Below are 24,962 nucleotides of genomic sequence, written 5' to 3'. Positions count from 1 at the left end.
AACGCCGCACACCATCGATCGGTGTGCGGCGTTCGGCGTTTCGGGGGCCCTCCGGACCACGTTCCCGGGGGTCGTACGGACTACATCGCCGCGGCGCCCGGGACGCTCATCGGCGTGCGGACGATGCGGCCACCCAGCCGCTCGTTGACCGAGAACCCGTGGTGGCGGCACCATTTCGCCAGCACCGGCACGGCGGAGTCGTCGTCGCGGAAGGTCGGGACCAGCTGGCCGACGATGCACAGGTGATGGGCATCCGCGGCCCGGCACAGGTGCTGCAGGATCGCGGTGCCCAGGCCGGTGCCGCGCAGCTCCGGGTTCACCGTGATGTTGTCGAGCTTGATGGTGTCGGCGTAGATGTCGAAGACCACCTCGGCGAGCCTGTCGTCGCGGCGCAGCGACTCGATGCCGGACGGCACCGGCCGCAGGACACCGGGCAGGTGATCGGAAAGCCGTTGCCGCGCGGCCTCATCGGGGGCGGAGCGGGTGATGGCGAGCAGATCCTCGGTGAGGTCGGCGACCACGGCGCGATCGCCCACCGCGGCCATCGGGCGAGCCTCGCCGGTCGCGCGCGCCAGCGCCTCCAGGCGGCGCGTCCAGTGCGGGTGCTCGGCGCCGTAGCGCTCGGTCACCTCGGCGAGGGTGTCCTCCAGGCACAGCGGCGCGCCGAGACTGCGCACGAATCCGCCCGACAGCACACCCCAGCGGTGATCGTCCGCGCCGACACCGTGCACGGCCAGGTCCCGCATCAGCGCGTCGCGGCGAGCGGTGGCCCGCGCGATCGGCGAACCGGGCAGCCTGCCCAGCCACTTCTGCCAGCCGTTCAAGTTCGCGCGAATCCGGGTACCGGCGATGTCCGCGCTCGCGTCGAGGTAGTTGCACAGCGCTTGCTGACGACGCTCCAGCAACTCGTCCACCGGCCGACGCACGAGGTCGGCGGGCGGCGTCTGACCCTCACTCATAATGAACCACGCTAGCGTCCAGTTATCTCGGCCCAGGTCACCGGCACGCGTTAAATCACCTACCAGTGGTAACGGACCACCCTACCCTCCGGGAGCCCGCCTGATCCGGGGCCGAGATCACCCGACAACCGGGATTGCCCGGAGATGTCCAGATCAGTGACGCGATCCACCAGATCACGTTCGTAGGCGAGGGCCTGCTTGCGGGTCCAGCCGGCCGAATGCCGCAGCGCCGCACGGGCTTCGCGGCGGCGATGGTAGGTGAGCAGCGGGGCCAGGGCCGCCTCCGACCCGATCGCGCGCGCCGCCGGGCGGGCGATGAGCCCGCGGAACCAGCGCCGCTCCCCCGCCAGCACCCAGGCGTACCCGAGGGCGAAGATGACCAGATCGATCAGGATCGGCAGATAGGTCGAGACCAAGGGCGGGCCCGGCGGGCGCGGGGCGTCGAACAGCACGTGCATGGTGAACGCCAGCCCGTAGAACAGGGCGAACACCCCGAACCGCCACAGCCACGACCGGTCCGTACGGACCAGCGCCATCACGATCCCGACCCCGGCCAGCGCCGACATGGCCCAGTGCGAGGTGAGCGCGGTGACCAGCCGCAGCACCGCCACCAGCAGCACGTCCGCCACCGGCGTCTGCGGCGACGACAACGCGGTCTGCGTGCTGTAGAGGCAGTCCTCCGCGATCTGCGCGCCCAACCCGACCGCCGCGCCCAGCAGCAGCCCGTGCATGGGCCGGGTCAGCCGCGACCGGAACAACAATGCCACCACGGCGATACCGATCGCCTTGATGTACTCCTCGTCGATCGGCGCGGTGATCGCGGCGCTCCAGCTGATCGCGAACCGGTCCCCGAACAGATTCGTGACCGCCCGGCTCAGATGATCATTGGCCCACATGGCCAGCCCGGTCCACACCGTCGCACCCCAGATCGCTCCCATCATCAGGGGAGCCATCAGATGCCGCCGCGCCCGGAAAGGGTCCAGCGCGAACAGGATCCGCCCGATCACCAGCAGCGTGAGCGCCGTGATCGGCAGCGCCGCCAGCGCCGCCGCCCCCGCGAACCACACCTGCCCCGCCGCCTGCGTCAGGAACAGCAAGGGCCCCACGACAACCGCCACGCAGTACACCCAGAACAACGCCGAACGCGGCTGGAACCAGCTCATGCGGCACCACCTTCCCGCCGAGCGAACTCGCCGACCGGCCCGCCCAGCCGCCACGAGCGGAGATCGCGCCGCGAGGAACGCCGCCGACCCGGCCGGTGGGCGCCGCTCATGCCTCCACCGCCTTGCTCGACCGCAGCACCTCGGCGATCAGCTGGAGGCCCGCTTCGCGGGTGGGGCCGGTGGCCAGGATGGTGACGCCCACGTCGCCGCTCGCGACCACCGCGCACACGCCCCGGGTTTGTCGGGCAATTCGCAGGTGAGGCCGTGGAATTCGCCTTCGTCGACGACTCCCCCGTCGAAGCGCGCGGCGACGCCCGCCGCGCGCAGGGGCAGGAGCATGCGGGGTGCGGCCGTGGGGAAATCGGTGATGCCGTCGGTCACCGACACCGACAGCCGCCGCTCGCCGTCCTCGGATTTCAGGATCACGACCGATTCGTCGCCGGTCGCCTGCCGCCGCATCGGCTCGGGCACCCGGAAGAAGACGGCGTTGGCGGGATCGTCGCCGCCGTGCACCGCGCCGATACCGGAGGCGGTCAGCGTGATGCCGGTCCCCTCGGCCAGGTCGGTCACGCGGGCCGGGACGGCATCCGACACCAGGGGCGGCACCACCAGCGCCACCGCGAGCGCCCCCACCGCCGCCAGCACGGGGCCGACCGAATGCACAAGGCGCGCCATGTCTTCCACCCTCTCGGCTCCCCGAGGCAACGTCCGGGGACGGCGAATGCGTTCCGGACACCCGGCCCGAGGCCCGGGCAGTCGCCGTCCGGGCGCTTGCCGCGAGTTAACCACATCGGGCGGCCGGAACGTGTCCGCAGCGCCGGGAGGATGCCGTCCGCGGCTCCGGTCCGCGTGCGGCATCCTCGATGGCTCATCCGACGAAATCCGCTGTCCCCCTATGGGCGAATCCGCGTGCTCACAGCAGGTCGGCGAGACCCTTCAGCGGTCCCGGCAGGCCCGCCGCGTGCTTCTTGAGGCCCGCGACCACCGGGTTCGGGGTCTCGGCGCGCAGCCGGTCCAGCTCGGTCTGCATGGTCGAGACCGTACGGGTGTAGTAGTCGTCGACCAGAGCGGTGTCGTCCGGATCGCCGGGCTCGGTGGACCAGTCCAGGGCGGGCAGGAAGCTCACCGTCACCGAGGCGGGCAGCGGCAGCTGCGGCAGGATCGGGGCGACACCGAAGGGCAGGCCCAGGGTGTACGGAAACACCTTGGCGCGCACCAGCTTGTCGAGCTGCAGCAGCTTGGCGGTGCGCTCGCCGCGGCTGAGCACGAAGATCGAGTCGTGGCCGCCGTTGGCGACCGCGGGAATCACCGGAACCCCCGCTTCCAATGCGAGCCGGATGAAGCCCTTGCGATCGGCGAAGTCGATCTTGCCGCGATCGGTCCACGGGCGGCACGCCTCCCAGTCGCCGCCGGGGTAGACCATGACCGCGCCGCCGTCCTTGAGCCCCTTGGCGGCGGATTCCTTCGAGGCCGCGATGACGCCGAACTGGCGCAGGCTGTCACCGAGAACCGGTGCGCGCAGCAGGATGTCGTGGGCGACGCCGTAGCTGGGCTCGTCGGGGCGGTGCTCCAGCATGGCCATGAAGGTGATCCACACCTCCGGGGCCCAGTAGATGGACGAGTGATTGCCGATCACCAGCGCCGGCCCGGAAGTCGGCAGATTCTCCACGCCGACCACGGTGGGAGTGAAGTAGCCGGTGTAGGCCCGCGCGAGCGGCAGCAGCGGGTGGTTCGGGTCGGGGATTACCTTGTTCTCGGTCATCAGCCATTCCTGTCGATTGCTTTGCCGGGGACGGGCAGCACGCAACGACATCGCACGACGCTTTTTGAAACAACGTCGAGCCGAATTGAATTGCCCCCGGGTCAGATCCCCATTGATTAGCTCCGACGGCCGCGCATGCGCGGTCCGGTTCAGCGTACGGACGTCGCTGCGTTGCGACAGATGCCCGTCACCGTCCTCCTGCACTATCGACGTTATCACCCAAGCGTTTGCTTGTTAGGAAGTGTGCGAAACCCAACATTCATCTCACTGCCCCGGTTCCGCACACCGCACTCGCCTTAAGATGGCTCACCCGAGATGCCATGCGTAGATGCGCATATCGGCGTAGACATATCTCAGCAGGTCGTCCGACGACGGGACAGCGCGCCAGCCGCGAGGTACCCCGCCAGGGCCAGACCCGCGCACCACGCCAGCGCGGTCGGCGCGGAATCCCCCACCGGCGAACCCATCAGCAGACCGCGCACGGTCTCGGTGACGGAGGTGACCGGTTGGTGCGTCGCGAAACCGCGCAGCCAGCTCGGCAGGGTCCCGGTCGGCACGAACGCGCTGCTCACGTAGGGCAGGAACATGAAGAAGAACATGAAACCGTTGGCCGCCTCGGGATTCGAGGCCAGCAGCCCCAGCGCGGCCGCGATCCAGGACAGCGCCACCACGAAGCAGGCCAGCACGCCCGCCACGGCCAGCCAGCGCAGCGGGTCCGCGGTCGGCCGGAAGCCGAGCGCCACGGCCACCAGCACCACCAGTGAACTGGTGAGCAGATTGCGCAGCACGCTCTCCAGCACGTGCCCGGTCAGCACCGAGTTGCGGGAGACGGCCATCGCGCGGAACCGGTCCACGATGCCGGTGTGGGTATCGGTGGCCACCGCCACCGCAGTCGCGCCCGAGCCGAATCCCGCGCACAGCAGAATGATTCCGGGCACGACGTAGTCGATATAGGAGCCGCCGACATTCATCGCGCCGCCGAATACGTACACGAACATCACCAGAATGCTGACCGGCACGGCGATGGTCATGATCATGGTGTCCGGACTGCGCAGGGTGTGGCGCAGATTGCGGCCGACCATGGTGGCGGAGTCCTGGGCGGAGTGCACGAGAGTACGCATTACGCAGCGCCTTTCACGGTATTGCCGGTGAGGGCGAAGAAGACGTCGTCGAGATCGGGTGTGTGAATGGACAAGTGGTCGATGGCCACGGCGTGATCGTCGAAATGGTCGAGCAGCTTGCGGATATCGCCGATACTGCCGTCCGAGGGCACCCGCAATGCCAGCCCCTCGCCGTCGATCGCGGCCACCGGCAGCGCTCGCGCGGCCGCCGCCAGCCCGCGCTCGTCGGCGAAGCCCAGCCGCAGGTGCCCGCCGGGCACCAGGCGCTTCAACTCCTCGGCACGCCCCTCGGCCACGATGCGGCCGCCGTCGAGCACCGCGATGCGGTCGGCCAACTGGTCGGCCTCCTCCAGGTACTGGGTAGTGAGGAAGATGGTGACGCCGTCGGCCACCAGGCCGCGGATCACCCGCCACAGTTCGCGGCGGCTGCGCGGGTCCAGTCCGGTGGTGGGCTCGTCGAGGAAGACGATGCGGGGCTGCCCCATCAGGCTCATGGCGATGTCGAGGCGGCGGCGCATACCACCGGAGTAGGAGCCCGCGCGCTTCCCGGCGGCCTCGGCGAGCTCGAACTGCTCCAGCAATCGCGCTGCACGCCGGGCGGTCTCGCGTGATCCGAGGTGCAGCAGCCGCCCCATGAGCCGCAGGTTCTCCGAGCCGGTGAGGACATCGTCGACCGCCGCGAACTGCCCGGTGACGCCGATGGCCGCACGCACGGCGCCGGCCTCGCGCACCGGGTCGTGGCCGCCGATCCGCAGCTCTCCCCCATCGGCGCGTTCGAGGGTGGTGAGGATGCGGACCATGGTGGTCTTGCCCGCACCGTTGGGGCCGAGCAGGGAGAACACCGTCCCGGCGGGCACAGTGACGTCGATGCCGCGCAGTACCGGCTGGTCGCCGAAGGCTTTGACCAGGCCGCTCACCTCGATGGCGGGCCCCGTTCCGGACGTGGTCATGGAGAGCTCCATTCGTAAACTGTGTATGCCATATACTCTGTTTATAGGCTACACAGTTTCTTCGATGCCGCAAGATGGAAACCGACACCACGACAGGAGGTCCGATGACGCCCGAGCCGCAAGCCCTGCCCAAAGCGGTGAAACTGCTCTGGGATCTGGACGAGGCGGGCAGCCGCGGCCCCCGGCGCGGCATGAGCCTCGAGCAGATCCTCGACACGGCCATGACCATCGCCGACACCGAGGGCTACGCGGCGCTGTCCATGGCGCGGGTCGCGAAGGAGCTCGGCTTCACGACCATGTCGCTGTACCGCTACGTCGACAGCAAGGACACCCTCGTGGTGCTGCTGCACGACCGGATCTTCGACCACACCCCGGAACTGCCCGCCGGCTGGCGCGCCGGATTGGAAGCCTGGGCCTGGGCCGAGTTCCACGCCATCCGCGCCCACGACTGGTGGCTCGACATCCCCATGACCACTCCCCCGCTCGGCCCGAACAATATGGCCTGGCTCGAGACCGGCATGAACGCCCTCACCGAGGTCGGCATCCCCGAGTCGCTCAAACTCCAGCTGCTGGTGAATCTCTCGATCTACGTGATCGGCCGCACCCGGTTCCTGCGCGACGCCATCCGCCAGACCGAGGAGCAGGACTACACCGGCATCCTCACCGCCGTCCTCGACCCGGACCGCTTCCCGGCCGTCACCAGCGCGCTCACCAACCGCGCCTTCGACAGCGACGACATGCACTGGGAGGAAGCCGATTTCGGGTTCGCACTGGACCGGCTGCTGGACGGCTACCAGGTCTTCATCGACGCGAACACCGGCGCACGGTAAGCCATCGGCCCACGTCCGCGCCCTAGCAGATTCCAGCTATATCAGCCCGAGAGCCTGACCGAAAAGATCTCTTGTCGCTACAGTCCCACGAAACTGCTTGACAGACAGGTGATTACAGTGAGGCTCGGATTCAGAGCGCTGGCGACGGCCGCGGTCGGAGCACTGTTCGCACTCTCGATGACCGGTGTCGCGGCCGCCCCCGCGAACGCGGTCGGCCTGCCCCCGTGCGGTCTGACCTGCGACGACCCCCTGCCGCCCGCCCCCGCCGGATGCTCGAGCGCGGCCACCGGCGGCACCCTCGCGCTGACCCTGCCCGACAAGAACGGGGTCAACCGTCCCTTCCGGCTGTTCGTGCCGTCCGGGCTGAGCGGCGCCGCGCCGCTGGTGGTCGCGCTGCACGGCGGCCAGGACAACCCGACGCACTTCGAAACCGCCACCGGCTGGACCACGGTCGCGCAGAGCAAGAAGTTCATCGTCGCCTACCCCCAGGGCGGCAAGAACGACGGCGCCGCGGACAAATGGGCCTGGGAGTTCAGCGCCTCCAACCCCGCCAACGACGTTCCGTTCCTGCGCAGCCTGGTCCACGCCATCGGCGACGACTACTGCGTGAACCCCAAGCGCGTGCACTTCATCGGACACTCCAACGGCGGGCAGATGACCTCCCGGATGGCGTGCTCCGCCTCGGATCTGGTCGCCTCGGCCGCGGTGTGGGCCGGGCCGAGCGGCGCGTGGGACGCCAATGACTGCCCGACCACCCGCAAGCTGTCGTTCGGCGTGATGCTCAACGACAACGACCCCATCGTGTGGCAGATCGTCGCCGAGCAGCATCGAGACCTGTGGCGCACCAAGGACAGTTGCGGAGCCACCCCGGCCTCGGAGACCGGCACCGCGGTGGTGAAGGGCGAGCGCTACTCGTGCGCGTCGGGCACCCAGGTGCTCTACCGGCTGTACCACACCACCGATGACGCGACGAAGGCTCACCTGTGGCCCACCCCGGGCTCGGCGGCCGCGACCGACGTCAACAACCGCATGTGGTCACTGCTGAACGCCAACCCGCTGCCCTGACGGCCGCGGCTCCGGGGTCCCGGCACGCGCGGGGCTCCGGGGCGACAGCGTGGCGGTGAGCACCGCAGCGACCGCGAAAAGCACTGCCACACAGGCCACCAGGCCGATCCAGCCGCCCGCCGCGTAGGCGATCCCGGCCGCGCTGCCGACCACCGCACTGCCCAGGTAGTACGCGAACATGTAGAGAGACGATGCGCCGCCGCGGTTCTCGGCCAGCGCGCCGACCCAGGCGCTGGCCGCGGTGTGCGCGCCGAAGAATCCCGTGGTGAGCAGCAGGATGCCGATCAGCACCGTGCTCAGGTGATCCGGGATGGTCACGGCCAGGCCGACCGCCATCAGCGCCAAGGACACGACCAGGATCCGGTGGTGGCCACGGCGATCGGCGAGCCGGCCCGCGTAGGCCGAGGCCGCGGTGCCCGCGAGGTACAGCACGAACACCAGTCCGACCACCGCCTCGGACAGACCGAAGGGGCGGTGGGTCAGCCGGTAGCCGAGGTAGTTATAGATCGACACGAAACTGCCCATGAGCAGGAAGGCGAGCGCGAACAGCGCGGCCGGGCGCGGAGCGCGCGCCTGCCGGGCGAGATCGCCGAGCAGGGTCCCGACACCGGCCGGACGCGCGGCGAATCCGCGTGAGGCGGGCAGGGTCCGCGCGAACCACACCGCGCCCGCCGCCACGGCCAGCGACACCGTCAGCTCCGCCCACCGCCACGACGTCAGCCCGAGTGTGAGCGACGGGATCAAGCGTCCGGCCAACCCGCCGATGCTCGTCCCCGCGATGTACACCCCCATCGCCGAACCCAGCCCGCTCGCGCCGACCTCCTCGGCCAGATACGCCATCGCCACCGCGGGCACCCCGGCCAGCGCGACACCCTGCACCGCCCGGACGGCCAGCAGCGTGTCCATGGTCGGGCACAACGGCAGCAGCAACCCGAGCGCCGCGGCCGCCATCGCCGACCCGATCAGCACCCGGGTGCGGCCGATCCGGGCCGACAGCACTCCCACCGGAATGATCGCCAGCGCAAGGAATCCCGTGGTCAGCGACACCGCCAGCGCCGCGTGCGCGGGCGGCACCCCGAACGCCGCCGACAGGCTCGGCAGCAGCGACTGTGTGGAGTACATGGCCGCGAAAGTGGTCAGCCCGGCCGCGAAAAGCGCTACGGTGACCCGCTTCTCGTGGGCTCCGGCGATCTCGGCGGACAGGTCCGCCCCGACCCGGTCCGCCACGGACACCCGTCCGGCCGAGTCCGCGTCGTCCGTCGCACGCCGGACCGGTGGGCGGCCATGGGACGCCGGGGGCGCGGCCGGTCCCGCTCGTTCCGTCGCGGCGAGTCGCGCGTCCGGCTCAGCGAGCGCACGCGTGAGCTCCGGATCTTCCGGCACGTCGATCGCCGGGCCGGTGGGCGCGCCGATCGGTCCTCGCGCGCTCAACCGCTGATCGGCGCTGGTCATCGGGTCCTCCCAGAATGGATCGGGTACGAGATCCAGGGTGCGTGACCGGTGCTTAGATCGGAAATGCATGATGGTCGTCAGGCTCATGCCATGGCTGTATATAGCGAGGAGGCGGTGTGCTCGGCGCGGATCTGGAGTGGTTCACGACACTCGCCGAAACCGAGAACGTGAGCGCGGCGGCCGACCGATTGCATCTGGCCCAACCGACGCTGTCGCGGATGCTCGCCCGGTTGGAGCGGCGGCTGGGCGCTCCCCTGTTCGATCGGCACGGGAAGCGCATCCGGCTCAACGAGTACGGCCGCCTGTACTACGAGCACGCGCGCCGCGCCCGCGCGGAACTGCGGGCCGGGGAGCAGGCGGTCGCCGACCGGGTCAATCCGGCCAAGGGGGTGGTGCGGCTGTCGTTCCTGCATTCCTTCGGCAGCCGGCTGGCGCCGGAATTGATCGCCGAATTCCGGCGCGGGGCCGGACGGGTCGACTTCGGGCTGTTCCAGGGCGCGGCCGAGGCGATCACGCGCCAGGTCCTCGACGGGGAGGCCGATCTGGCGCTGGTGTCGCCGCGGCCGAGCGAGCCCGGCATCGGGTGGCACATGCTGCTGAATCAGCCGCTGGTGCTGGCGGTTCCCGCCGATCATCGCCTGGCCGGGCAGCGCCGGACCCGGCTGAGCGAACTGGCCGACGCCGAATTCATCACCATGCATCCGGGATTCGGGATGCGGCGCATCTTCGACGACCTGTGCGCGGCGGCCGGGATCCGGCCGCGCATCGCCTTCGAGGCCAGTGATCTGGTGACGGTGCACGGACTGGTCGCGGCCGGACTCGGGGTGGCACTGGTGCCCGCCGAGGAACCGCCGCCGCCGGACCTGGCCGTGGTCCCGCTCGCCGACGCGGGGGCGTCACGCGATGTGGGGCTGATCTGGTCGGCGACCGCGACGCCGTCGGAGGCGGTACGCCGGTTCCGCGATTTCGCGGTGGACCGGGCGGCTCGCCGCCCCGCCCGCTGAGCCCGCGCACTGTCCCGGCGAGCCCACGCACTGTTACGGTTGCCGAACGGTAACTGTTCTGTCGCTTCGACTCCAGGGAGCCGCCCGTGCAGCGCTATCGCGCGGCCCTCGACACACTGGGCGGAGGCATCGCCGCCGCGGTCGCGGGCATGGCCTTGATCGTGCCCTACGACGCCGGGTGCGGCACCGACTCGTCCGTCATGCAGATGACGGTGCTGACCATCACCGTGCCCCGGGCCACCGCCACCGGCGCGGTGTTCGCCGTGGTGGCCGCGGTGCTCGTGCGCATGCTCGGCGACCGGACCGCGTGGGCCACCGGCGTGTGCGCGGCGCTGGTCCTCGCCACCGACCATCTGCTGGTCGCCTCCAGCTCCGCCACCCTGGCCACCGCCAACTTCCTCGACTCGCTCGCCGGCGGCGTGCTGCTCGGCGCGGCCGGGGCGGCGGCACTGCGGTACCGGCCGCCCGCCGTCGGCTACCTGCTCGGCGGGCTCACCGGTGTCCTGCTCGGACGCCACATCGAGACCATCGCCGCCGAGAACGGGAACCTGTCGGTGCTCGAACGCGCCTTCGTGGATCTGCCGCCGGACTGGCTGGCGGTGCTGGCGGCGGTACTGCTCGCGGTGTGCGCGGTGGTCTGCGGGCGGACCAGCACCACGCATCCGACGTCGGTGCAGCTGCCGTTCGCGCCGATCGTGGCAGCGGCGGTGGTGATCACGACCATCGCGGTGGCCTCCGAACGCCTCACCCCGGGCACCCACAGCTGGATCGCCATCACCGCCTGGCTCGTCGCGGTCGTCGCGGCCGCCCTGATCGCGGCCCTGTTGCTGCCGGGCCGCGACGGCACCCTCACGCTGCTCGCGGTGTCGCTCACCGCGACCGGCGGCGCCCTCGCGACCGTCCACGCCCATTGGAAACTCGCGCCGGTGCTCGCGATCCTGGCGCTCGGACTGTTCGCCGGCGTCCTGCTGCCCCGCCCGCAGCCGGTGGCCGCCGCCGCGGCGAGCATCGGACTGTCGGTCTTCGCGCTGCTGGCTTCCGGCGCGCAGCACCATGATTCGTGGGCCGCGCTGCTCGGCGCGTGCCTCTACGCGGGACTGGCCGGATACAGCTTCGGCGCGGTCACCACCCGCCTGGCCGCGAGCACCGTCCTGGCACTGGGCGTCGTGCTGGTCCCGACCGCGGCGCTCACCCTGCAATACCGGGGCTGCGACGCGCTGCCGTCCCTGCCCGATGGCGTCAGCACGGCCGGTGACCGCGCGGCGTGGACGGCCATCGGCCTGGGCGCCGGATGCCTGGCGGCCATGCTGGTGCTGCGCCGCCTGCGGCCGGAACGCGACGAGCCGTCGCAGCCGAAACCCCTTGCCCCCGAATCCGAGCGAACGGACTAGGCGACCCGGTACAGCCAGATCCGCGGCTCGGACGGCTCGCCGCCGGTGGACCAGGCATACGTGTGGGCCAGGCCGTCGCCGTGATAGCCGTGCAGGTAGTCGCGCAATGCGGTGCGGCCGCCGTGCCCGGACACGATGCCCCGCAGCACGATCGCGGTGAGGTCGTAGGCCTCGACGGCGTACGGGTTCGCGGCGGTCCCGGTGGCGTCGCGATACTCGTCGAGGAAGCGCTGGGTGGCGGGCCCGCACTGACACGCCACCAGGGTCCCGGTGGCCGCCGACCCGGCGGCGGACTTGAACGCGGGGTCGTAACTGCCGTCGCCGAGTACGAAAGTGGCTGTGACATCGGCTTTCCGAAGCTTCGCCAGCAGGGTCGCGGCGGCGGCCGGATAGCCCGCGTAGAACACCGCGTCCGGGTTCACGGCGGCGATGGCGGCCACGGCCTGCACGGTATCGCCGCCGAGATCGACGCTGACCTCGCAGGCCGGCACCGAGGCCGGGCCGAGGCCCTCCACCACCGCGCCCGCCAGCGACACCCCGAACCCACCTCCGCTGTCCCGGACCACGCAGACCCGCGAGAACCGGGCGGTATTGGTGAGGTATCGACCCAACGCCGGGCCCTCGGCATTGTCATTGGCCAGGCCGCGGAAGAAACCGCTCCACCCCGACTGCGCCAGCAGCGGATTCGTCGCGACCGGGGTGAGGAACGGCAGCCCGGCCGCGTCGAAGGTCTTCCCGGCGGCCATGACCTCCTTCGACAGCGCCGGACCGATCACCGCCACCACCGAGTCGTCGGCGGCGATCTGCTCGGCGACCCGCGCCGCCTTCCCCTGATCCCCGGCGGTATCGAACTCGCGCACCGTGATCGGGCAGACCTTGTTGCCGCCCTGCGGGTTTCCGCCCTTCACGAACTGATCGACGGCCAGCCGCACCGCACCCAGCACGGTGCGGCCGAGCGCGGCGTCCGAGCCGGTCAGCGGAAGCGCCGCCGCGATGGTCGCCGGGTCGCACGGCAGACGGCCGTCATTGGCGGGGTCGGCCACCGACACCGGCGCGACCACCTTGGCGCCGAGTCCGTCGATCTGGGTCAGCGGCACGAAACCCGGATACGTGGCCGGGTAGGGACCGGCCACGCTTGCCGGACCGGCGAGGCCGGACCGCCCGGAACCCTGTGCCGCCCAGATGATTCCCGCCGCCGCCGCGACGGCGACCACCAGCGCGCCGACTCCCACCGCCAGCCGACGACCGGACCCCACCCGGGCGGCCGTCACCGGCTCCGGCCGCGGTCGCGGGTCGTCGAGCACAGTGCGGTCGCCGCCGGGCGACATGGCGACGGTCGCGGCGGTGGCGCTTGTCGGCCCGATCCTCGCCGCTCCCGCCGTCAGCGGCGGTACGGTCGACTCCGAGACACCCGAAAGCGCCCGCGCCGCAGCGTCGGCGAAGTCCCGACAGGTATCGAACCGATCCTCCGGCCGCTTGGCCAGTCCCCGCGCGAACACCGCGTCCAGTGCCGTGGGCAGCTCGGGCCGCCGATCGGTCACTTTCGGCACCGGATGCTGCAGATGCCCCGCGACCATCGCGGCCGCCGTCTCGGCCTGATACGGCGTGGACCCCGTGAACAGCCGAAACAGGGTGCAGGCCAGCGAATACTGATCCGAGCGCTGATCCAGCGCGGCCCCCGACAGTTGCTCCGGCGAGGCATAGGTAATCGTCGCGGCCAGTGTCCCGGTCCGGGTGATCTGCGCGGAATCATCGCGCAACCGCCCGATTCCGAAGTCGGTCAGCAGAATTCGACGTTCCTGCCCGGCGGCGTCACGACCGAGCAGGATATTGGCGGGCTTCACGTCCCGATGGATCACGCCCATCGAATGCGCGTAGTCCAGCGCCTTGGCCGTCTCCCCGATGATCCGCACGGCCTCGGCGGCGGGCAGGGTGAACGGGTCGAGCGCGGAGGCGTCGCCGCCGTCCACGTACTGCATGGCGATCCACAGCCGCCCGCCCGACACGCCCCGATCGTGCACGCCCACGATATTCGGATGATCCAGCCGCGCAACGAGTTCGGCTTCCCGCTCGAACCGGGACCGAGTCTCGAGCTGGGTCACCAGCTCCCGCGCCAGCACCTTGATCGCCACCAGCCGTGGCAGCCGCGGATGCCGGGCGAGAAAGACCTCCCCCATCCCGCCCCCACCGAGCTTCCGCTCGATCAGATACCCCGCGAATTCCGTACCCGCACGCACAATTCGGCCCTTCACACCCCGCACATTCCCCCGAACCCTACCCGCTCGGACCCGCCGTCTCAGCTCCTCGGCACGGGCTCGCACGCCGCCCCGCGAGGGTTGGGTCATCGCCCGCGGCCGCGGGTACTCGACCGTCCGGCGCCTCGCGAGAGCCGACCCGGCGCGGGGGCCCCTCACCCTGTCCGGTTGCTCCAGGTATGCCCCGGTGTTGCCACGGCGAACGGGCTGGAGCAGGCTGAGAGGCGTCGGCGGCGTCACCCCGGGCGTCGCCCCCGCAACCGAGGAGGTGGATCGAACGTGTACGCACGCTCCAACACGATTCAGGCGCAGCTGTCCTCTATCGATGCCGGGATTGCCTTCATGCGCGATGAAGTGATGTCCGAGTTGGGCGGTATGCCCGGCTGGGTGGGTCTGTCGCTGCTGGTGGACCGGGAATCCGGCCGCTGCATCGTCACCACCGCGTGGGAGTCCGAGAACGCGATGCACGACAGCGCGAGCCGGGTGCGCCAACTGCGCAACCGGGCCCGGGACATCTTCGGCGGTGACGGCCCGCTCATCGAGGAGTGGGAGATCGTCGCCCTGCACCGCCTGCACCACGCGGACGAGGGCGCGTGCGCCCGCGTGACCTGGACCCGGGCCGACGCCGATCGCATCGATTCGGCGATCAATGTCTTCCGCTCGATGGCCATGCCCGCCATGGAGCAGATGGACGGCTTCTGCAGCGTCAGCCTGATGGTCGATCGCACCGCCGGGCGCGGCGTCTCCTGCGCCACCTTCGACAGCGCCGAGGCCTTGGCCCGGACCGCCCAGGAAGCCGCGGACATGCGGGCCAGGGCCGCCGAGCAGGCCGGCATCGCCGTCACCGAGGTCGCCGAGTTCGAACTGGCCCTCGCCCACCTCCGCGTCCCCGAACTGGTCTGACCCGCACCCCCGGATGGCGCGGTCGCCCCGGCCGCGCCACCCGGCTAATTTGGAACCCGTTTCAGCGGGCGGCGGCTTCCGGCCACCCGGCGATCGATGGGAGACGGGTATGGCGGGCAATGGCGGCGGTCGATTCGACGGCAAGGTCGCGGTGGTGACCGGAGCCTCCTCCGGCCTGGGCCGGGCCGTGGCGCGGCAGCTGATCGCGGGCGGGGCTCGCGTGCTGGGCGCCGGCCGAGACGAGGCGCGCCTGAAGGACACCTTCGACGGACCCGAAACCGCCTGGCACGCCGCCGATCTCGCCGATCCGACGGTGGCCGATCAGGTGGTGCGAGCCTGCGTCGACCGCTTCGGCGCCCTCGACATCCTGGTCAACGCCGCGGGCGCGCACACCATGCGCCACACCGGTCAGGTCACCGACGACGAATGGCAGCACGACCTCGCCGTCAACCTCAGCGCGCCCTTCTTCCTCTCCCGAGCCGCCCTCCCCCACCTGCTCGAACGCACCGGCTGCATCGTCAACGTGGCCTCGATCGCGGGTGTGGAAGGCCAGGCCTACTCGGCGGGCTACTGCGCCGCCAAGCACGGCCTCATCGGCCTCACCCGGGCCATGGCCCTGGAGTTCGACGGCGCCGGCATCCGCATCAACGCGGTCTGCCCGGGCGGCATGACCACGCCGATGCTCGAGAACTTCACCTTCCCCGAAGACCCCGATTACCAGCTCATCCTGAAGACCGCCAGCCCCCGCGGCCTCATGGAACCCGCACAGGTCGCCAACATCATCAGCTTCCTCTGCTCCGACGAAGCCTCCGCCGTGCACGGCGCCGTCTACACCGTCGACAACGGCAAGATGGCTCTCTAGGCAGACGAGTCGGCCCGGGCGACGGAGATGCCGTCGCCCGGGCCGATGCCGAGGTGGGTCGGCTTACTTCTTGCGGTCGCGCTTCTCGCGGACACGCACATTGACCCGGACCGGTGAACCGTCGAAGTTGAACTCCTCGCGCAGCTTCCGCTCGATGAAGCGGCGGTAGCCCGCCTCGAGGAAGCCGGTGGTGAAGAGCACGAACGTCGGCGGCCGGGTGGACGCCTGGGTGGCGAACAGGACTCGCGGGAGGCGGCCGCCGCGCATCGGCGGCGGTGTGGCGGCGATGACCTCCTTGAGCCAGTTGTTCAGGCGGCCGGTGGAGATGCGCTTGTCCCACGAATCCAGCGCGATCTCCATGGCGGGAACCAGCTTCTGGACCGCACGGCCGGTGTGCGCGGAGATATTGACGCGCTGGGCCCAGCGGACCTGGACCATCTCACGGTCGATCTCGCGCTCGAGCATCTCGCGCCGATCCTCGTCGACCAGATCCCACTTGTTGTAGGCGATCACCAGGGCGCGGCCGGTCTCGGCCACCATGGAGATCACCCGCAGGTCCTGCTCGGTGATCGGCTCCGAGGCGTCGATCAGCATGACCGCCACCTCGGCCGCCTCGATCGCGCCCTTGGTGCGCAGCGAGGCGTAGAACTCGTGGCCGGAGGCATTGCTCACCTTGCGGCGCAGACCCGCGGTATCCACGAAACGCCAGGGCTTGCCACCCAATTCGACCAGCGAGTCGACCGGGTCGACGGTGGTGCCCGCGACATTGTGGACCACCGAGCGCTCCTCGCCGGCGAGCCGGTTCAGCAGCGACGACTTGCCCACGTTCGGCTTGCCGACCAGCGCCACGCGGCGCGGACCGCCGGACAGGCCAGTGCCCTCGCGCGGCGTCTCGGGCAGCTTCTCGAGAATGATGTCGAGCAGATCACCCGTACCGCGACCGTGCGCGGCCGAGATCATGTACGGCTCACCGAGACCCATCGACCACAGCTCGGCGGCGTCGGCCTCGAGCTTCTGGTTGTCCACCTTGTTGGCGACCAGGATGACCGGAGTCTTGCTGCGCCGCAGCGTCTTCGCGACCGCCTCGTCCGCCGAGGTCGCGCCCACGGTGGCGTCCACCACCACCACGATGGCGTCCGCGGTGTTCATGGCGACCTGCGCCTGCCGCGCCACCGACTGCTGCAGGCCCTTGGCGTCGGGCTCCCAGCCGCCGGTGTCCTGCACCAGGAATCGGCGCCCGGCCCAGGTGGCCTCATACGAGATCCGGTCCCGGGTCACGCCCGGAATGTCCTCCACGACCGCCTCGCGGCGGCCCAGGATCCGGTTCACCAATGTCGACTTGCCGACATTGGGGCGGCCGACAATGGCCACCGTCGGCAGCGGAACGTGCTCGGCGTCCTGCTCGCCCTCGAATTCGGCGATATCCCAGTCGGATTCGTCCGACCAGATCCCATCGCCGGCGAAGGTGTCCTGCGTCACTGCGCGCCTCCCGCCGAAATCCGTGCGGCCACCACGCGATACAGCTCGTCGATGACCTCGTCCTTGTTCAGATCGCTGGTGTCGACCAGCTCCGCGTCCTCGGCGGGACGCAGCGGCGACACCTTGCGCGTCGAGTCCAGGGTGTCGCGGCGCTGCACATCGGCCAGCACACCCGCGAAATCGTCACCCCGCCCCTCGGCGATGTTCTGCGCGTTGCGGCGCTGCGCGCGGGCCTCGGCCGACGCGGTCAGGTAGATCTTCACGTCCGCGGCGGGCAGCACGGTGGTGCCGATGTCCCGGCCCTCCACCACGATTCGCCCCGCCGCCGCCGACAGCTCCCGCTGCAGCGCGACCAGCTGCTCGCGCACCTCGGGCACCGCCGACACCGCCGACACCGCCTGGGTGACCGCGTTGCCGCGGATCTCACCGGAGACGTCCTCACCGTCGAGCAGGATGACCTCCCGGCTCGGATCGGTGCCGATGGTCAGCGGCAGTTCCTTCACCGCGATCGCGATCGCGGAGGCGTCGTCCAGGTCCACGCCGCTGCGCAGCACGCGCAGCGTCGCCACCCGGTACATGGCGCCGGTGTCGAGGTAGCTGGCCTCGAGCCGGGTCGCCAGCATGCGCGACACGCTCGACTTGCCGGTGCCCGACGGACCGTCCATGGCCACGACCAGCTTCGCGGAACCGGTCAGGGCGCCGGCCGCATCGATCAGAGATCCCACACCGTTCACAACGACACCGCCTCGTAGAGCTTCCCGACCTCGTCCCGGCCCAGCACGCGCAGCGTGCCCGGCCGCTGATCACCGAGCGCGATCGGCCCGACGTGCGTGCGCACCAGCGCGGTCACCGGATGCCCGACGGCGTCCAGCAGGCGGCGCACGATGTGCTTGCGACCCTCGTGCAGCACCACCTTCACCAGCGACTTGCCGTTGCCGACCTCGAGCACCTGGAACTTGTCCACCGACGCGGGCCCGTCCTCGAGCTCGACGCCGTCCTTGAGCTGCTTGCCGACCTCACGATTGCGGACCTCGCCGTTCACGGTGGCCAGGTAGGTCTTGGACACCTCGAAGGAGGGGTGCATGAGCCGATGCGCCAGATCACCGTCATTGGTGAGCAGCAGCAGGCCCTCGGTGTCGGCGTCCAGGCGGCCGACGTGGAACAGGCGCTGACCGGCGGCGATCCGCTCGGCCACGATATCGCCCACGCACGGGCGGCCCATCTCGTCGGACATGGTCGACTGCCAGCCCTTGGGCTTGTTCAGCGCCAGGTACACCTGCTCGGAGCGGATCACCACACGCACGCCGTCGACCCGGACCACCGCGGTCTCGGGATCGATGCGCAGACCCTGCTCGCGCACGATCTTGCCGTCCACCTCGATGCGACCGGCGTCGATCATGTCCTCGGCCACGCGACGCGAGGCCACACCGGCCTTGGCGAGGACCTTCTGCAGGCGCTCACCCTCACCCCACGGCAGCTTCTTCGGAGTCCGCTCCTCGAAGTCCACGTGCTGGTGCCGGGCGGGCTTGGCATTGCTGATCAGCACGGGCGCGACGGTCTTGCGCTCCGGCTTGGGGGTCTTCTTCTTGCCGGCGGTGTTCGGCGACGTGTGCGGGGCCAGCGGGCGACCGCCGCCGATACCGCGAGACTGGTTGCCGCGCGCGGAGTTACCGCTCTGGCCGCCGGAGCCCGAGCCGCCGCGAGCGGGCGCGCCGCCGCGGGAACCGCTTGCGCCCCACTGGCTTTCGCCGCGGGGAGCGGAACCGCCACGCGAGCGATCGGAGTCACGACCGTACGAACCGGCACCGCTACGCGAACGATCGGAGTCACGACCGTACGAACCGGCACCGCTACGCGAACGATCGGAATCACGACCATACGAACCAGCACCACCGCGCGAACGATCCGAGTCACGGCCGTACGAACCCGAACCGCCGCGGGAGTCACCGCGGGAATTGCCACCCCAGGAGGGCGAGTCGCCGCGCGAGCCGCGCGACGTGGAGCCGCCACGGGCTCCGTCATAAGAAGTGCCGCCGGCAGCGGACCGGTCGTCTCCGGTCCGGCCTCGGGCGGCGCGGGAACCGCCGCGGGGCGGTTCGCTGCCACGTTTCCTACGATCCGGTGTGCCATCTCGGCGAGCGGGTGTATTCACGTTGTCCTAGTTTCAGTCTTCGGTGCCGAGGTCGATATCCGCCTCGGCCGGTTTCTTCAGCCTGGTGTACCGGGGGTCGGTCTCCAAGCTCTCGTTGATCTCGTCGATCAGATCGACGCCCGGGAGCAGCGGGGCCAACGGCGGCAGATCCGCCAGTGACGCAAGCCCGATCCGTTCCAGGAACAGCTCGGTGGTGATGTACAGAGTGCCGTTGGTCTCCGGGTCCGCTCCGGCCTCCGCGATCAGCCCCCGCGCCAGCAGGGTCCTGATCACGCCATCCACGTTCACGCCGCGCACCGCGCTCACGCGTGCTCGGGTAACCGGTTGACGGTACGCGATCACCGCCATGGTTTCCAAAGCCGCGCGAGTCAGTTTCGATCGTGCGCCGTCCAACAGCATACGTTCCACATAGGGAGCGAATTCCGTCCGCGTGTAGTACCGCCAGCCGTCGCCGACGAACCTGAGATCCATGCCACTGCGCCGCGCGGTCAACTCCGCCGACATCTCCCGCAGCGCCGCCTCGACCCGGACCGGGTGATCCCGCAATGCCGAGGCCAGCAGTTCCGTCGGCGCGGGCGCGTCGACCACCAGCAACATGGCCTCCAGCGCGGACCGGAACTCCGCCTCCGACAGCTCGTCCTCGTCGTCGAACTCCTGCGGATCGACCGCAAGAGCGGGCGGCGCGGCAACCGCCCCCGTATCCGCCGCTTCGGCGTCGGGCACTGTGACTTCGTTCGCAGCCGATGTGACCGCGTGCCGGGGCGCTGTGATTTCGGCCTCGCCCGGTGTGATTTCGACCGCTGTCGCGGTGATTTCGGCGTCCGGCGCGGACTCGGTGGTCTCGACGGCAGCCTCGGACGCGGGTTCGGCGGCGGCCTCGGACCCGGCCGCATCCGGTCCGGCCGCGCGGGCCTTGGCGGCCGCGGCCGCTTCGGCGATGATCTGCTCGGCCAGGGTCGGCCGGGGTGCGGGCTGGCTGCCGGCGAGCTGGTCCTGCACGTCGTCATCCATGTTGTGCACCTCGGTCACCCGTAGTCCTCTTCAATCGTCACCGGTTGGGCGGGTTGGTCCTCGAGCTCGCCGATCCAGCTGACGGACAGCGGGCCCAGCGGGTCGGGCTGGTCGAACTCGATGGTCTTGCCGCGGTAGAGCTCGAGCAGCGCGAGGAAGCGGGCCACGATCTGAATCGGCAGCTCGCAGTCGGCGCAGAGTTCGTGGAAGGTCGTCCAGCCGCCCGCGCCCGCGTTCTTGAGCATCTCCAGCACGAGCGCGGCCTGCTCGGCGATCGAGATGGCGTGGGCGTGGATGTGATCCAGCCCCACCCGCGGTCGCGGACGCGGCCGGAACACGGTGGCCGCGACCTCCGCGAATCCCGCGGCGTCCACCCCCAGCGTAACCTCGGGCAACAGCGCCAGATACCGCTCCTCCAGCGACACCGCGCGCGGATACCGTTGCAGCGCCGCCGCCTCCAGCTCGCCCAGCAGTTCCGCGACCTGCTTGAACGCGCGGTACTGCAGCAGCCGGGCGAAGAGCAGGTCGCGCGCCTCCAGCAACTCCAGGTCTTCCTCGTCGGACACCTCGCCCGAGGGCAGCAGCCGGGCCGCCTTCAGATCCAGCAGGGTGGCGGCGATGAGCAGGAATTCGGTGGTCTGGTCCAGGACCTTGTCCGCCCGCAGGCCCTTCACCTCGGACAGACGGGCGGTGAGTGCCTTGGTGTGGGCGATGAACTCGTCGGTCACCTTGTGCAGCGAGATCTCGGTGACATCCAGGCGTCGCGAACTGATCAGTTGCAGCAGCAGATCGAAGGGGCCCTCGAAGTTGGCCAGCTTCAGGTGGAATTTGCCCGCATTGTCCGAACTTTCGGATGCCGTAGCGACGTCCGCCGCCACAGCGCCGGACCCGGCGATATCGGACACCACCGACGAACCCGGCGCGGTCGCGCTGTCGGCGTTCGCGCCGGCCCCGGCGATGTCCGCGACGACACCGGCCGGGTCCTGCCCGGCCAGGTCCGCATCGACGAGGTCCGCACCGGCAACGTCCTCACCAGCGCCGACGATATCGCTCGAGACGGGCGACCCGTCCCCGGGCATGCTCGTGTCCGCGTCCGCGGGGTCGTGGCCGGACGCCGAGTCGAGAGGATCGTTCAACGGCCCGACCGCTGGATGACTTCCCGGGCCATGGCCCGATAGGCTTCCGCGCCACCGGATTTCGGCGCCCACGTGGTGATGGGCTCACCCGCGACGCTGGCGTCGGGGAAGCGGACGGTCCGCGAGATCACGGTGTCGTACACGAGGTCGCCGAACACCTCGACCACGCGCGTCATGACCTGGCGCGAATGCAATAGGCGGGCATCGAACATGGTGACCACGATGCCGTACAGGATCAGCTCCGGGTTCAGCCGGTCCCGCACCTTCTCCACGGTGTCGTTGAGCAGGGCCAGTCCGCGCAGCGAGAAGTACTCGCATTCCATCGGGATGATGACGCCGTCGGCGCAGGCCAGGGCGTTCACGGTGAGCAGGCCCAGCGACGGCTGGCAGTCGATGAGGATGTAGTCGTAGCGGTCGCGCAGCGGCGCCAGGGCGCGACCCAGGGTCTGCTCGCGGCCTACCTCGTTGACGAGCTGGATCTCCGCGGCCGAGAGGTCGATATTGCTGGGCAGCAGATCCATGCCGTCGACCTTGGTGTTCATCAGCACGTCGTCGGGATTCACCTTGCCGGGACCGACCAGCAGGTTGTGCACGGTCACGTTCAGATCGTGATGCGCCACACCGAGTCCCGCCGACAGCGCGCCCTGCGGATCCAGGTCCACCAGCAGCACCTTGCGCCCGTATTCCGCCAGCGCCGCACCGAGATTGATGGTCGAGGTGGTCTTGCCGACTCCGCCCTTCTGATTGCACATGGCGACGATCAGCGCGGGGCCGGTGTGGTCCGGTTCGGGCGGTTCGGGAATCTCGCGCAGCGGGCGTCCGGTGGGACCGACCTCTTTGCCGTCGGACACCACATCGGGTGCCTCCCACAGTGTTTGCGCGGCGGTTTCGATCCGCTGGCCCGCACCACCGGTAGTCGTCACGTCCGCTGCTCCTTCGACGTTCCTGCCCTTGCCCCGCCCACCGGCCTGGAATGGACGAAGCACCCGGCCGCGTGTGCGATCGGGTTCCTCCTAGACGCTACCGCCTGTTCGCGCGAGACCAACGTTCGGACACGCACCCTAAACCTGCACTTCAGACCCGGTACAGACGCCCGACCCAGGCCGAGGACCGGTCCGGGACGTCTCGTTGCACTGTGGCACAGCAGGTTACGGGTTCAGGGTCATGTTCCGCGCCCGAAGCACCGGATAAACCGGAATCGGCGGAATTGGAGGATACGGGTATGGCGCAACTGCGCCGCGAGCCCGGTCGGTGGAGTCCGGTTGAGGACAACGCGGTCTCACCGGCGCCCGTGGGCGTCCACGAGTGACATCCCGTGCGTGCCGGCGCGCCCGGACCGCGGACCGGGCGAGAGAGCCTCGGGGCGACAATGCCTTTCGAGACCCACGGCTTCCGGGACCCCACGGCACTCTCACCGGGCGCGCGGATGCGCGGTCGCCCAGACCTCGTGGAGCGTGCCGACCGTGACCAGGGTGTAGATCTGCGTGGTGGTCACCGAGGCGTGGCCCAGCAGTTCCTGCACGACCCGGACATCCGCGCCGCCGTCGAGCAGGTGGGTCGCGAACGAGTGGCGCAGGGTGTGCGGCGACACCTGCGCCGCGATCCCCGCGCGCTCGGCCGCGGATTGCAGGACCTGCCAAGCGGTCTGGCGGGACAGCCGGCCGCCGCGGTGGTTGAGGAACAGGGCGCTGTTGCCGCGGCCACGCGCGGAGAGATCGGGGCGGCCGCGGACCAGGTAGTTGTCCAGGGCGGCCAGGGCGGGACGGCCGATCGGGACCATGCGCTGTTTGCCGCCCTTGCCGCGCAGCACGACCGCGCGCTCGGCGGTGTCGATGTCGTCCACGTCCAGGCCGACGATTTCGGAGATGCGCGCGCCCGTGGAGTACAGCAACTCCAGCAGGGCCCGGTCCCGCAGCCCGCGCGGACCGTCGGCGATGTCGCCGCCGGCCGCGTCGAGCAGCCGCGAGATCTGGTCGTAAGGAAGGGCTTTCGGCAGCCTGCGGGCGGGCGTCGGCGGCTTCACCGGATGCGCCACATCCGCGTCGGTGATCCCCTCCGCCGTCGCGAACCGGTGCAGCCCACGCACCGCGACCAGGGCCCGCGACGCCGAGGACGCCGCCAGCGCCGGATGCTCGGCGTCGCCGGACCGCAGCGACACCATGTAGTCGGCTATGTCCGATTCAGCCACGCGCGCAAGCGTTTCCACCCCGCGCTCGGACAGGAAGTGCCGGTATCGTCCCAGATCGCGGCGGTAGGCGCTGAGCGTATTGCGCGCGGCACCGCGCTCGACCGCCAGATGGTCGAGGTACGCGTCGATCTGCCGCTTCAGCACGGGTCACATCATTGCAGCAGCCACCGACGAACTCCCCAGCCAAACCCCGGCAAACAGAACAAGTTTCCTAATCGGGATCTACTCCGCGTGCCCCCGTGCCTTACGGTCCAGGAAGGCGGTCGGCATGCCGGGCCACGGCGCGTCCGCGGGGCGCAGCACGGCCCCGGTGGCCCGAGCCGTCATCAGCGCGGTGACTCCGGCGACCGCGGTGGCATTGGTGATCTCCCCCGCCAGCGCGGCCTGCACGGCCTCCGCCAAGGGCATCCGCAGCAATTGGAGGTCGGCCTCCTCCATTTCCGGGTCAGGCCGGTCGGTTTCGTACAGCCCGGTGGCGAGATACACCCGCAGCGCCTCATCGGTGAACCCCGGCGACAGCGCCACATCCACCAGCACCGCCCACTCCCGCGCCGCCAGCCCCGTCTCCTCGGCCAGCTCCCGCTTGGCCGCCTCCAGCGGATCCTCCCCCTGCTTGTCCAGCAATCCGGCGGGCAATTCCAGCAACCGCCGCCCGATCGGATGCCGATACTGATTGATCAGCACCAGATTCTCGTCCTCGTCGAGCGCCGCCACCGCGACCGCCCCGTGGTGCTCGATCACCTCCCGCTCGGCCACCTTGCCGCCGGGCATGACCACCTGGTCCAGCCGCAGCGCGAGAATCGCTCCCGAATACACGGTGCGACTGGACAGAACATCGAATTCGTGTGAACCGGGAACCGGACCGGAGGACGTCATCCGAGAACCGTAGCGCGAATCACCGTGCCGCCAGGACACACCCGGCCTGCCGCCGACGCGGCCGTGGTACCTGCCACACCCCCGCCCCGTGGCGACTACCACCGCCCGGACGCGGCATGCCACACACCCCGCCCGGCGACGGCCGCCACCCCCAGTGCGCGCCACACACCCAACGCTGGGTGCACGCCACCGCCGAACGGGCGTCGAGTCGTGGCCGACCAGGTCGATGCGGCTGTGCGACCGGCCGTTCTCAGGCGGGACTGCCCGTCCACGAGGCGGCAATGCCTCACCACGCCGAATAGGAGGGCCGGTGCCAGGGCGACAGCGCTCCCCTATCTCGGGCAGCTGCCGACATGCGAAACCGCCCGGCGCGCTGGGCGCTCGGGCGGTTTCGGGCTTTCAG

At 70.3% G+C, this 24,962-nt stretch carries 22 protein-coding genes; 6 read left to right on the top strand and 16 right to left on the bottom strand.

The annotated features are described in order from the left end of the window. Positions 1-80: 80 nt before the first annotated feature. From ABZ412_RS30660 to ABZ412_RS30635, 6 genes are all read right to left on the bottom strand, one after another. On the bottom strand, positions 81-959 hold the full coding sequence (locus ABZ412_RS30660; protein WP_357287086.1) for a GNAT family N-acetyltransferase: 879 nt from the start codon (positions 957-959) through the stop codon (positions 81-83). Positions 960-1,018: 59 nt separating this feature from the next. Next, positions 1,019-2,122: a PrsW family glutamic-type intramembrane protease gene (locus ABZ412_RS30655; RefSeq protein ID WP_357287083.1), complete on the bottom strand. Its 1,104-nt coding sequence runs from the start codon at positions 2,120-2,122 to the stop codon at positions 1,019-1,021. A 147-nt stretch (positions 2,123-2,269) separates the two neighbouring features. Then, a complete protein-coding gene (locus tag ABZ412_RS30650) occupies positions 2,270-2,797 on the bottom strand; it encodes a hypothetical protein (protein WP_357287080.1) in 528 nt (175 codons plus the stop codon). Positions 2,798-3,035: 238 nt separating this feature from the next. Next, positions 3,036-3,884, bottom strand: a complete 849-nt coding sequence (locus ABZ412_RS30645; RefSeq protein ID WP_357287077.1) for a lysophospholipid acyltransferase family protein — start codon at positions 3,882-3,884, stop codon at positions 3,036-3,038. A 353-nt stretch (positions 3,885-4,237) separates the two neighbouring features. Then, complete coding sequence (locus ABZ412_RS30640; protein WP_357287074.1) at positions 4,238-5,005, bottom strand: ABC transporter permease; 768 nt, start codon at positions 5,003-5,005, stop codon at positions 4,238-4,240. After that, entirely contained in the window at positions 5,005-5,955 is a 951-nt protein-coding gene (locus tag ABZ412_RS30635; protein ID WP_357287071.1) for an ATP-binding cassette domain-containing protein, read from the bottom strand. Before ABZ412_RS30635 ends, ABZ412_RS30640 begins: the two co-directional genes overlap by 1 nt. Before the next feature lie 104 nt (positions 5,956-6,059). Between ABZ412_RS30635 and ABZ412_RS30630 the strand changes: the two genes are divergently transcribed. Both ABZ412_RS30630 and ABZ412_RS30625 read left to right on the top strand, forming a co-directional pair. After that, positions 6,060-6,785 (top strand): TetR/AcrR family transcriptional regulator, encoded by a 726-nt coding sequence (locus ABZ412_RS30630; protein WP_357287069.1) that lies wholly within the window; start codon positions 6,060-6,062, stop codon positions 6,783-6,785. Between the two features lie 117 nt (positions 6,786-6,902). Beyond that, complete coding sequence (locus ABZ412_RS30625) at positions 6,903-7,850, top strand: PHB depolymerase family esterase (RefSeq protein WP_357287066.1); 948 nt, start codon at positions 6,903-6,905, stop codon at positions 7,848-7,850. Here the strand turns inward: ABZ412_RS30625 and ABZ412_RS30620 are convergent. Beyond that, complete coding sequence (locus ABZ412_RS30620) at positions 7,821-9,389, bottom strand: MFS transporter (RefSeq protein ID WP_357287064.1); 1,569 nt, start codon at positions 9,387-9,389, stop codon at positions 7,821-7,823. The genes ABZ412_RS30625 and ABZ412_RS30620 overlap by 30 nt on opposite strands. A gap of 29 nt (positions 9,390-9,418) precedes the next feature. On the opposite strand from ABZ412_RS30620, the gene ABZ412_RS30615 reads away from it, so the two are divergent. Both ABZ412_RS30615 and ABZ412_RS30610 read left to right on the top strand, forming a co-directional pair. Continuing rightward, a complete protein-coding gene (locus ABZ412_RS30615; protein ID WP_357287061.1) occupies positions 9,419-10,306 on the top strand; it encodes a LysR family transcriptional regulator in 888 nt (295 codons plus the stop codon). Positions 10,307-10,392: 86 nt separating this feature from the next. Then, complete coding sequence (locus ABZ412_RS30610; protein WP_357287058.1) at positions 10,393-11,697, top strand: hypothetical protein; 1,305 nt, start codon at positions 10,393-10,395, stop codon at positions 11,695-11,697. On the opposite strand, the gene ABZ412_RS30605 is transcribed toward ABZ412_RS30610, so the two are convergent. Then, complete coding sequence (locus tag ABZ412_RS30605) at positions 11,694-13,949, bottom strand: bifunctional serine/threonine-protein kinase/ABC transporter substrate-binding protein (RefSeq protein WP_357287055.1); 2,256 nt, start codon at positions 13,947-13,949, stop codon at positions 11,694-11,696. The two genes, ABZ412_RS30610 and ABZ412_RS30605, sit on opposite strands and share 4 nt — an antisense overlap. 282 nt (positions 13,950-14,231) lie before the next feature. Here ABZ412_RS30605 and ABZ412_RS30600 point away from each other — a divergent pair, with 282 nt between their 5' ends. Both ABZ412_RS30600 and ABZ412_RS30595 read left to right on the top strand, forming a co-directional pair. Then, a complete protein-coding gene (locus tag ABZ412_RS30600; RefSeq protein WP_357287052.1) occupies positions 14,232-14,855 on the top strand; it encodes a hypothetical protein in 624 nt (207 codons plus the stop codon). Positions 14,856-14,964: 109 nt separating this feature from the next. Beyond that, a complete protein-coding gene (locus ABZ412_RS30595) occupies positions 14,965-15,717 on the top strand; it encodes an SDR family oxidoreductase (RefSeq protein WP_357287050.1) in 753 nt (250 codons plus the stop codon). Between the two features lie 63 nt (positions 15,718-15,780). Here ABZ412_RS30595 and der read toward each other — a convergent pair whose 3' ends face one another. From der to ABZ412_RS30555, 8 genes are all read right to left on the bottom strand, one after another. Beyond that, positions 15,781-17,196, bottom strand: a complete 1,416-nt coding sequence (gene der / locus ABZ412_RS30590; RefSeq protein ID WP_357287047.1) for a ribosome biogenesis GTPase Der — start codon at positions 17,194-17,196, stop codon at positions 15,781-15,783. Beyond that, entirely contained in the window at positions 17,193-17,921 is a 729-nt protein-coding gene (gene cmk, locus ABZ412_RS30585; protein WP_357287045.1) for a (d)CMP kinase, read from the bottom strand. The genes der and cmk overlap by 4 nt, the downstream gene beginning before the upstream one ends. A gap of 5 nt (positions 17,922-17,926) precedes the next feature. After that, the gene (locus ABZ412_RS30580; RefSeq protein WP_357287042.1) at positions 17,927-18,742 is read right to left on the bottom strand and encodes a pseudouridine synthase; all 816 of its coding nucleotides are present in this window, start codon (positions 18,740-18,742) and stop codon (positions 17,927-17,929) included. Positions 18,743-19,360: 618 nt separating this feature from the next. Continuing rightward, positions 19,361-19,981 carry an SMC-Scp complex subunit ScpB gene (gene scpB, locus ABZ412_RS30575; protein WP_357287243.1) on the bottom strand — a complete coding sequence of 207 codons (621 nt, stop codon included), beginning with the start codon at positions 19,979-19,981 and terminating at the stop codon, positions 19,361-19,363. 392 nt (positions 19,982-20,373) lie between these two features. Next, complete coding sequence (locus tag ABZ412_RS30570) at positions 20,374-21,237, bottom strand: segregation/condensation protein A (RefSeq protein WP_357287240.1); 864 nt, start codon at positions 21,235-21,237, stop codon at positions 20,374-20,376. A gap of 254 nt (positions 21,238-21,491) precedes the next feature. Next, entirely contained in the window at positions 21,492-22,388 is an 897-nt protein-coding gene (locus ABZ412_RS30565; protein ID WP_357287237.1) for a ParA family protein, read from the bottom strand. Positions 22,389-22,906: 518 nt separating this feature from the next. Beyond that, positions 22,907-23,827, bottom strand: a complete 921-nt coding sequence (gene xerD / locus ABZ412_RS30560; protein ID WP_357287039.1) for a site-specific tyrosine recombinase XerD — start codon at positions 23,825-23,827, stop codon at positions 22,907-22,909. A gap of 78 nt (positions 23,828-23,905) precedes the next feature. Further along, entirely contained in the window at positions 23,906-24,559 is a 654-nt protein-coding gene (locus tag ABZ412_RS30555; protein ID WP_357287036.1) for an NUDIX hydrolase, read from the bottom strand. Positions 24,560-24,962 lie beyond the last annotated feature (403 nt).

This window comes from Nocardia sp. NPDC005746 (assembly GCF_040630785.1).
Taxonomy (GTDB): Bacteria; Actinomycetota; Actinomycetes; order Mycobacteriales; family Mycobacteriaceae; genus Nocardia.
Note: the sequence above shows the minus strand (reverse complement) of the source record. Positions and strands in the feature narration are given on the sequence as shown.

Coding starts and splice junctions, on each gene's coding strand:
- ABZ412_RS30660 (WP_357287086.1), bottom strand. CDS start 959: ATGAGTGAGGGTCAGACGCCGCCCGCCGACCTCGTGCGTCGGCCGGTG.
- ABZ412_RS30630 (WP_357287069.1), top strand. CDS start 6,060: ATGACGCCCGAGCCGCAAGCCCTGCCCAAAGCGGTGAAACTGCTCTGG.
- ABZ412_RS30595 (WP_357287050.1), top strand. CDS start 14,965: ATGGCGGGCAATGGCGGCGGTCGATTCGACGGCAAGGTCGCGGTGGTG.
- ABZ412_RS30650 (WP_357287080.1), bottom strand. CDS start 2,797: ATGGCGCGCCTTGTGCATTCGGTCGGCCCCGTGCTGGCGGCGGTGGGG.
- ABZ412_RS30640 (WP_357287074.1), bottom strand. CDS start 5,005: ATGCGTACTCTCGTGCACTCCGCCCAGGACTCCGCCACCATGGTCGGC.
- ABZ412_RS30645 (WP_357287077.1), bottom strand. CDS start 3,884: ATGACCGAGAACAAGGTAATCCCCGACCCGAACCACCCGCTGCTGCCG.
- ABZ412_RS30635 (WP_357287071.1), bottom strand. CDS start 5,955: ATGACCACGTCCGGAACGGGGCCCGCCATCGAGGTGAGCGGCCTGGTC.
- ABZ412_RS30555 (WP_357287036.1), bottom strand. CDS start 24,559: ATGACGTCCTCCGGTCCGGTTCCCGGTTCACACGAATTCGATGTTCTG.
- ABZ412_RS30620 (WP_357287064.1), bottom strand. CDS start 9,389: ATGAGCCTGACGACCATCATGCATTTCCGATCTAAGCACCGGTCACGC.
- ABZ412_RS30655 (WP_357287083.1), bottom strand. CDS start 2,122: ATGAGCTGGTTCCAGCCGCGTTCGGCGTTGTTCTGGGTGTACTGCGTG.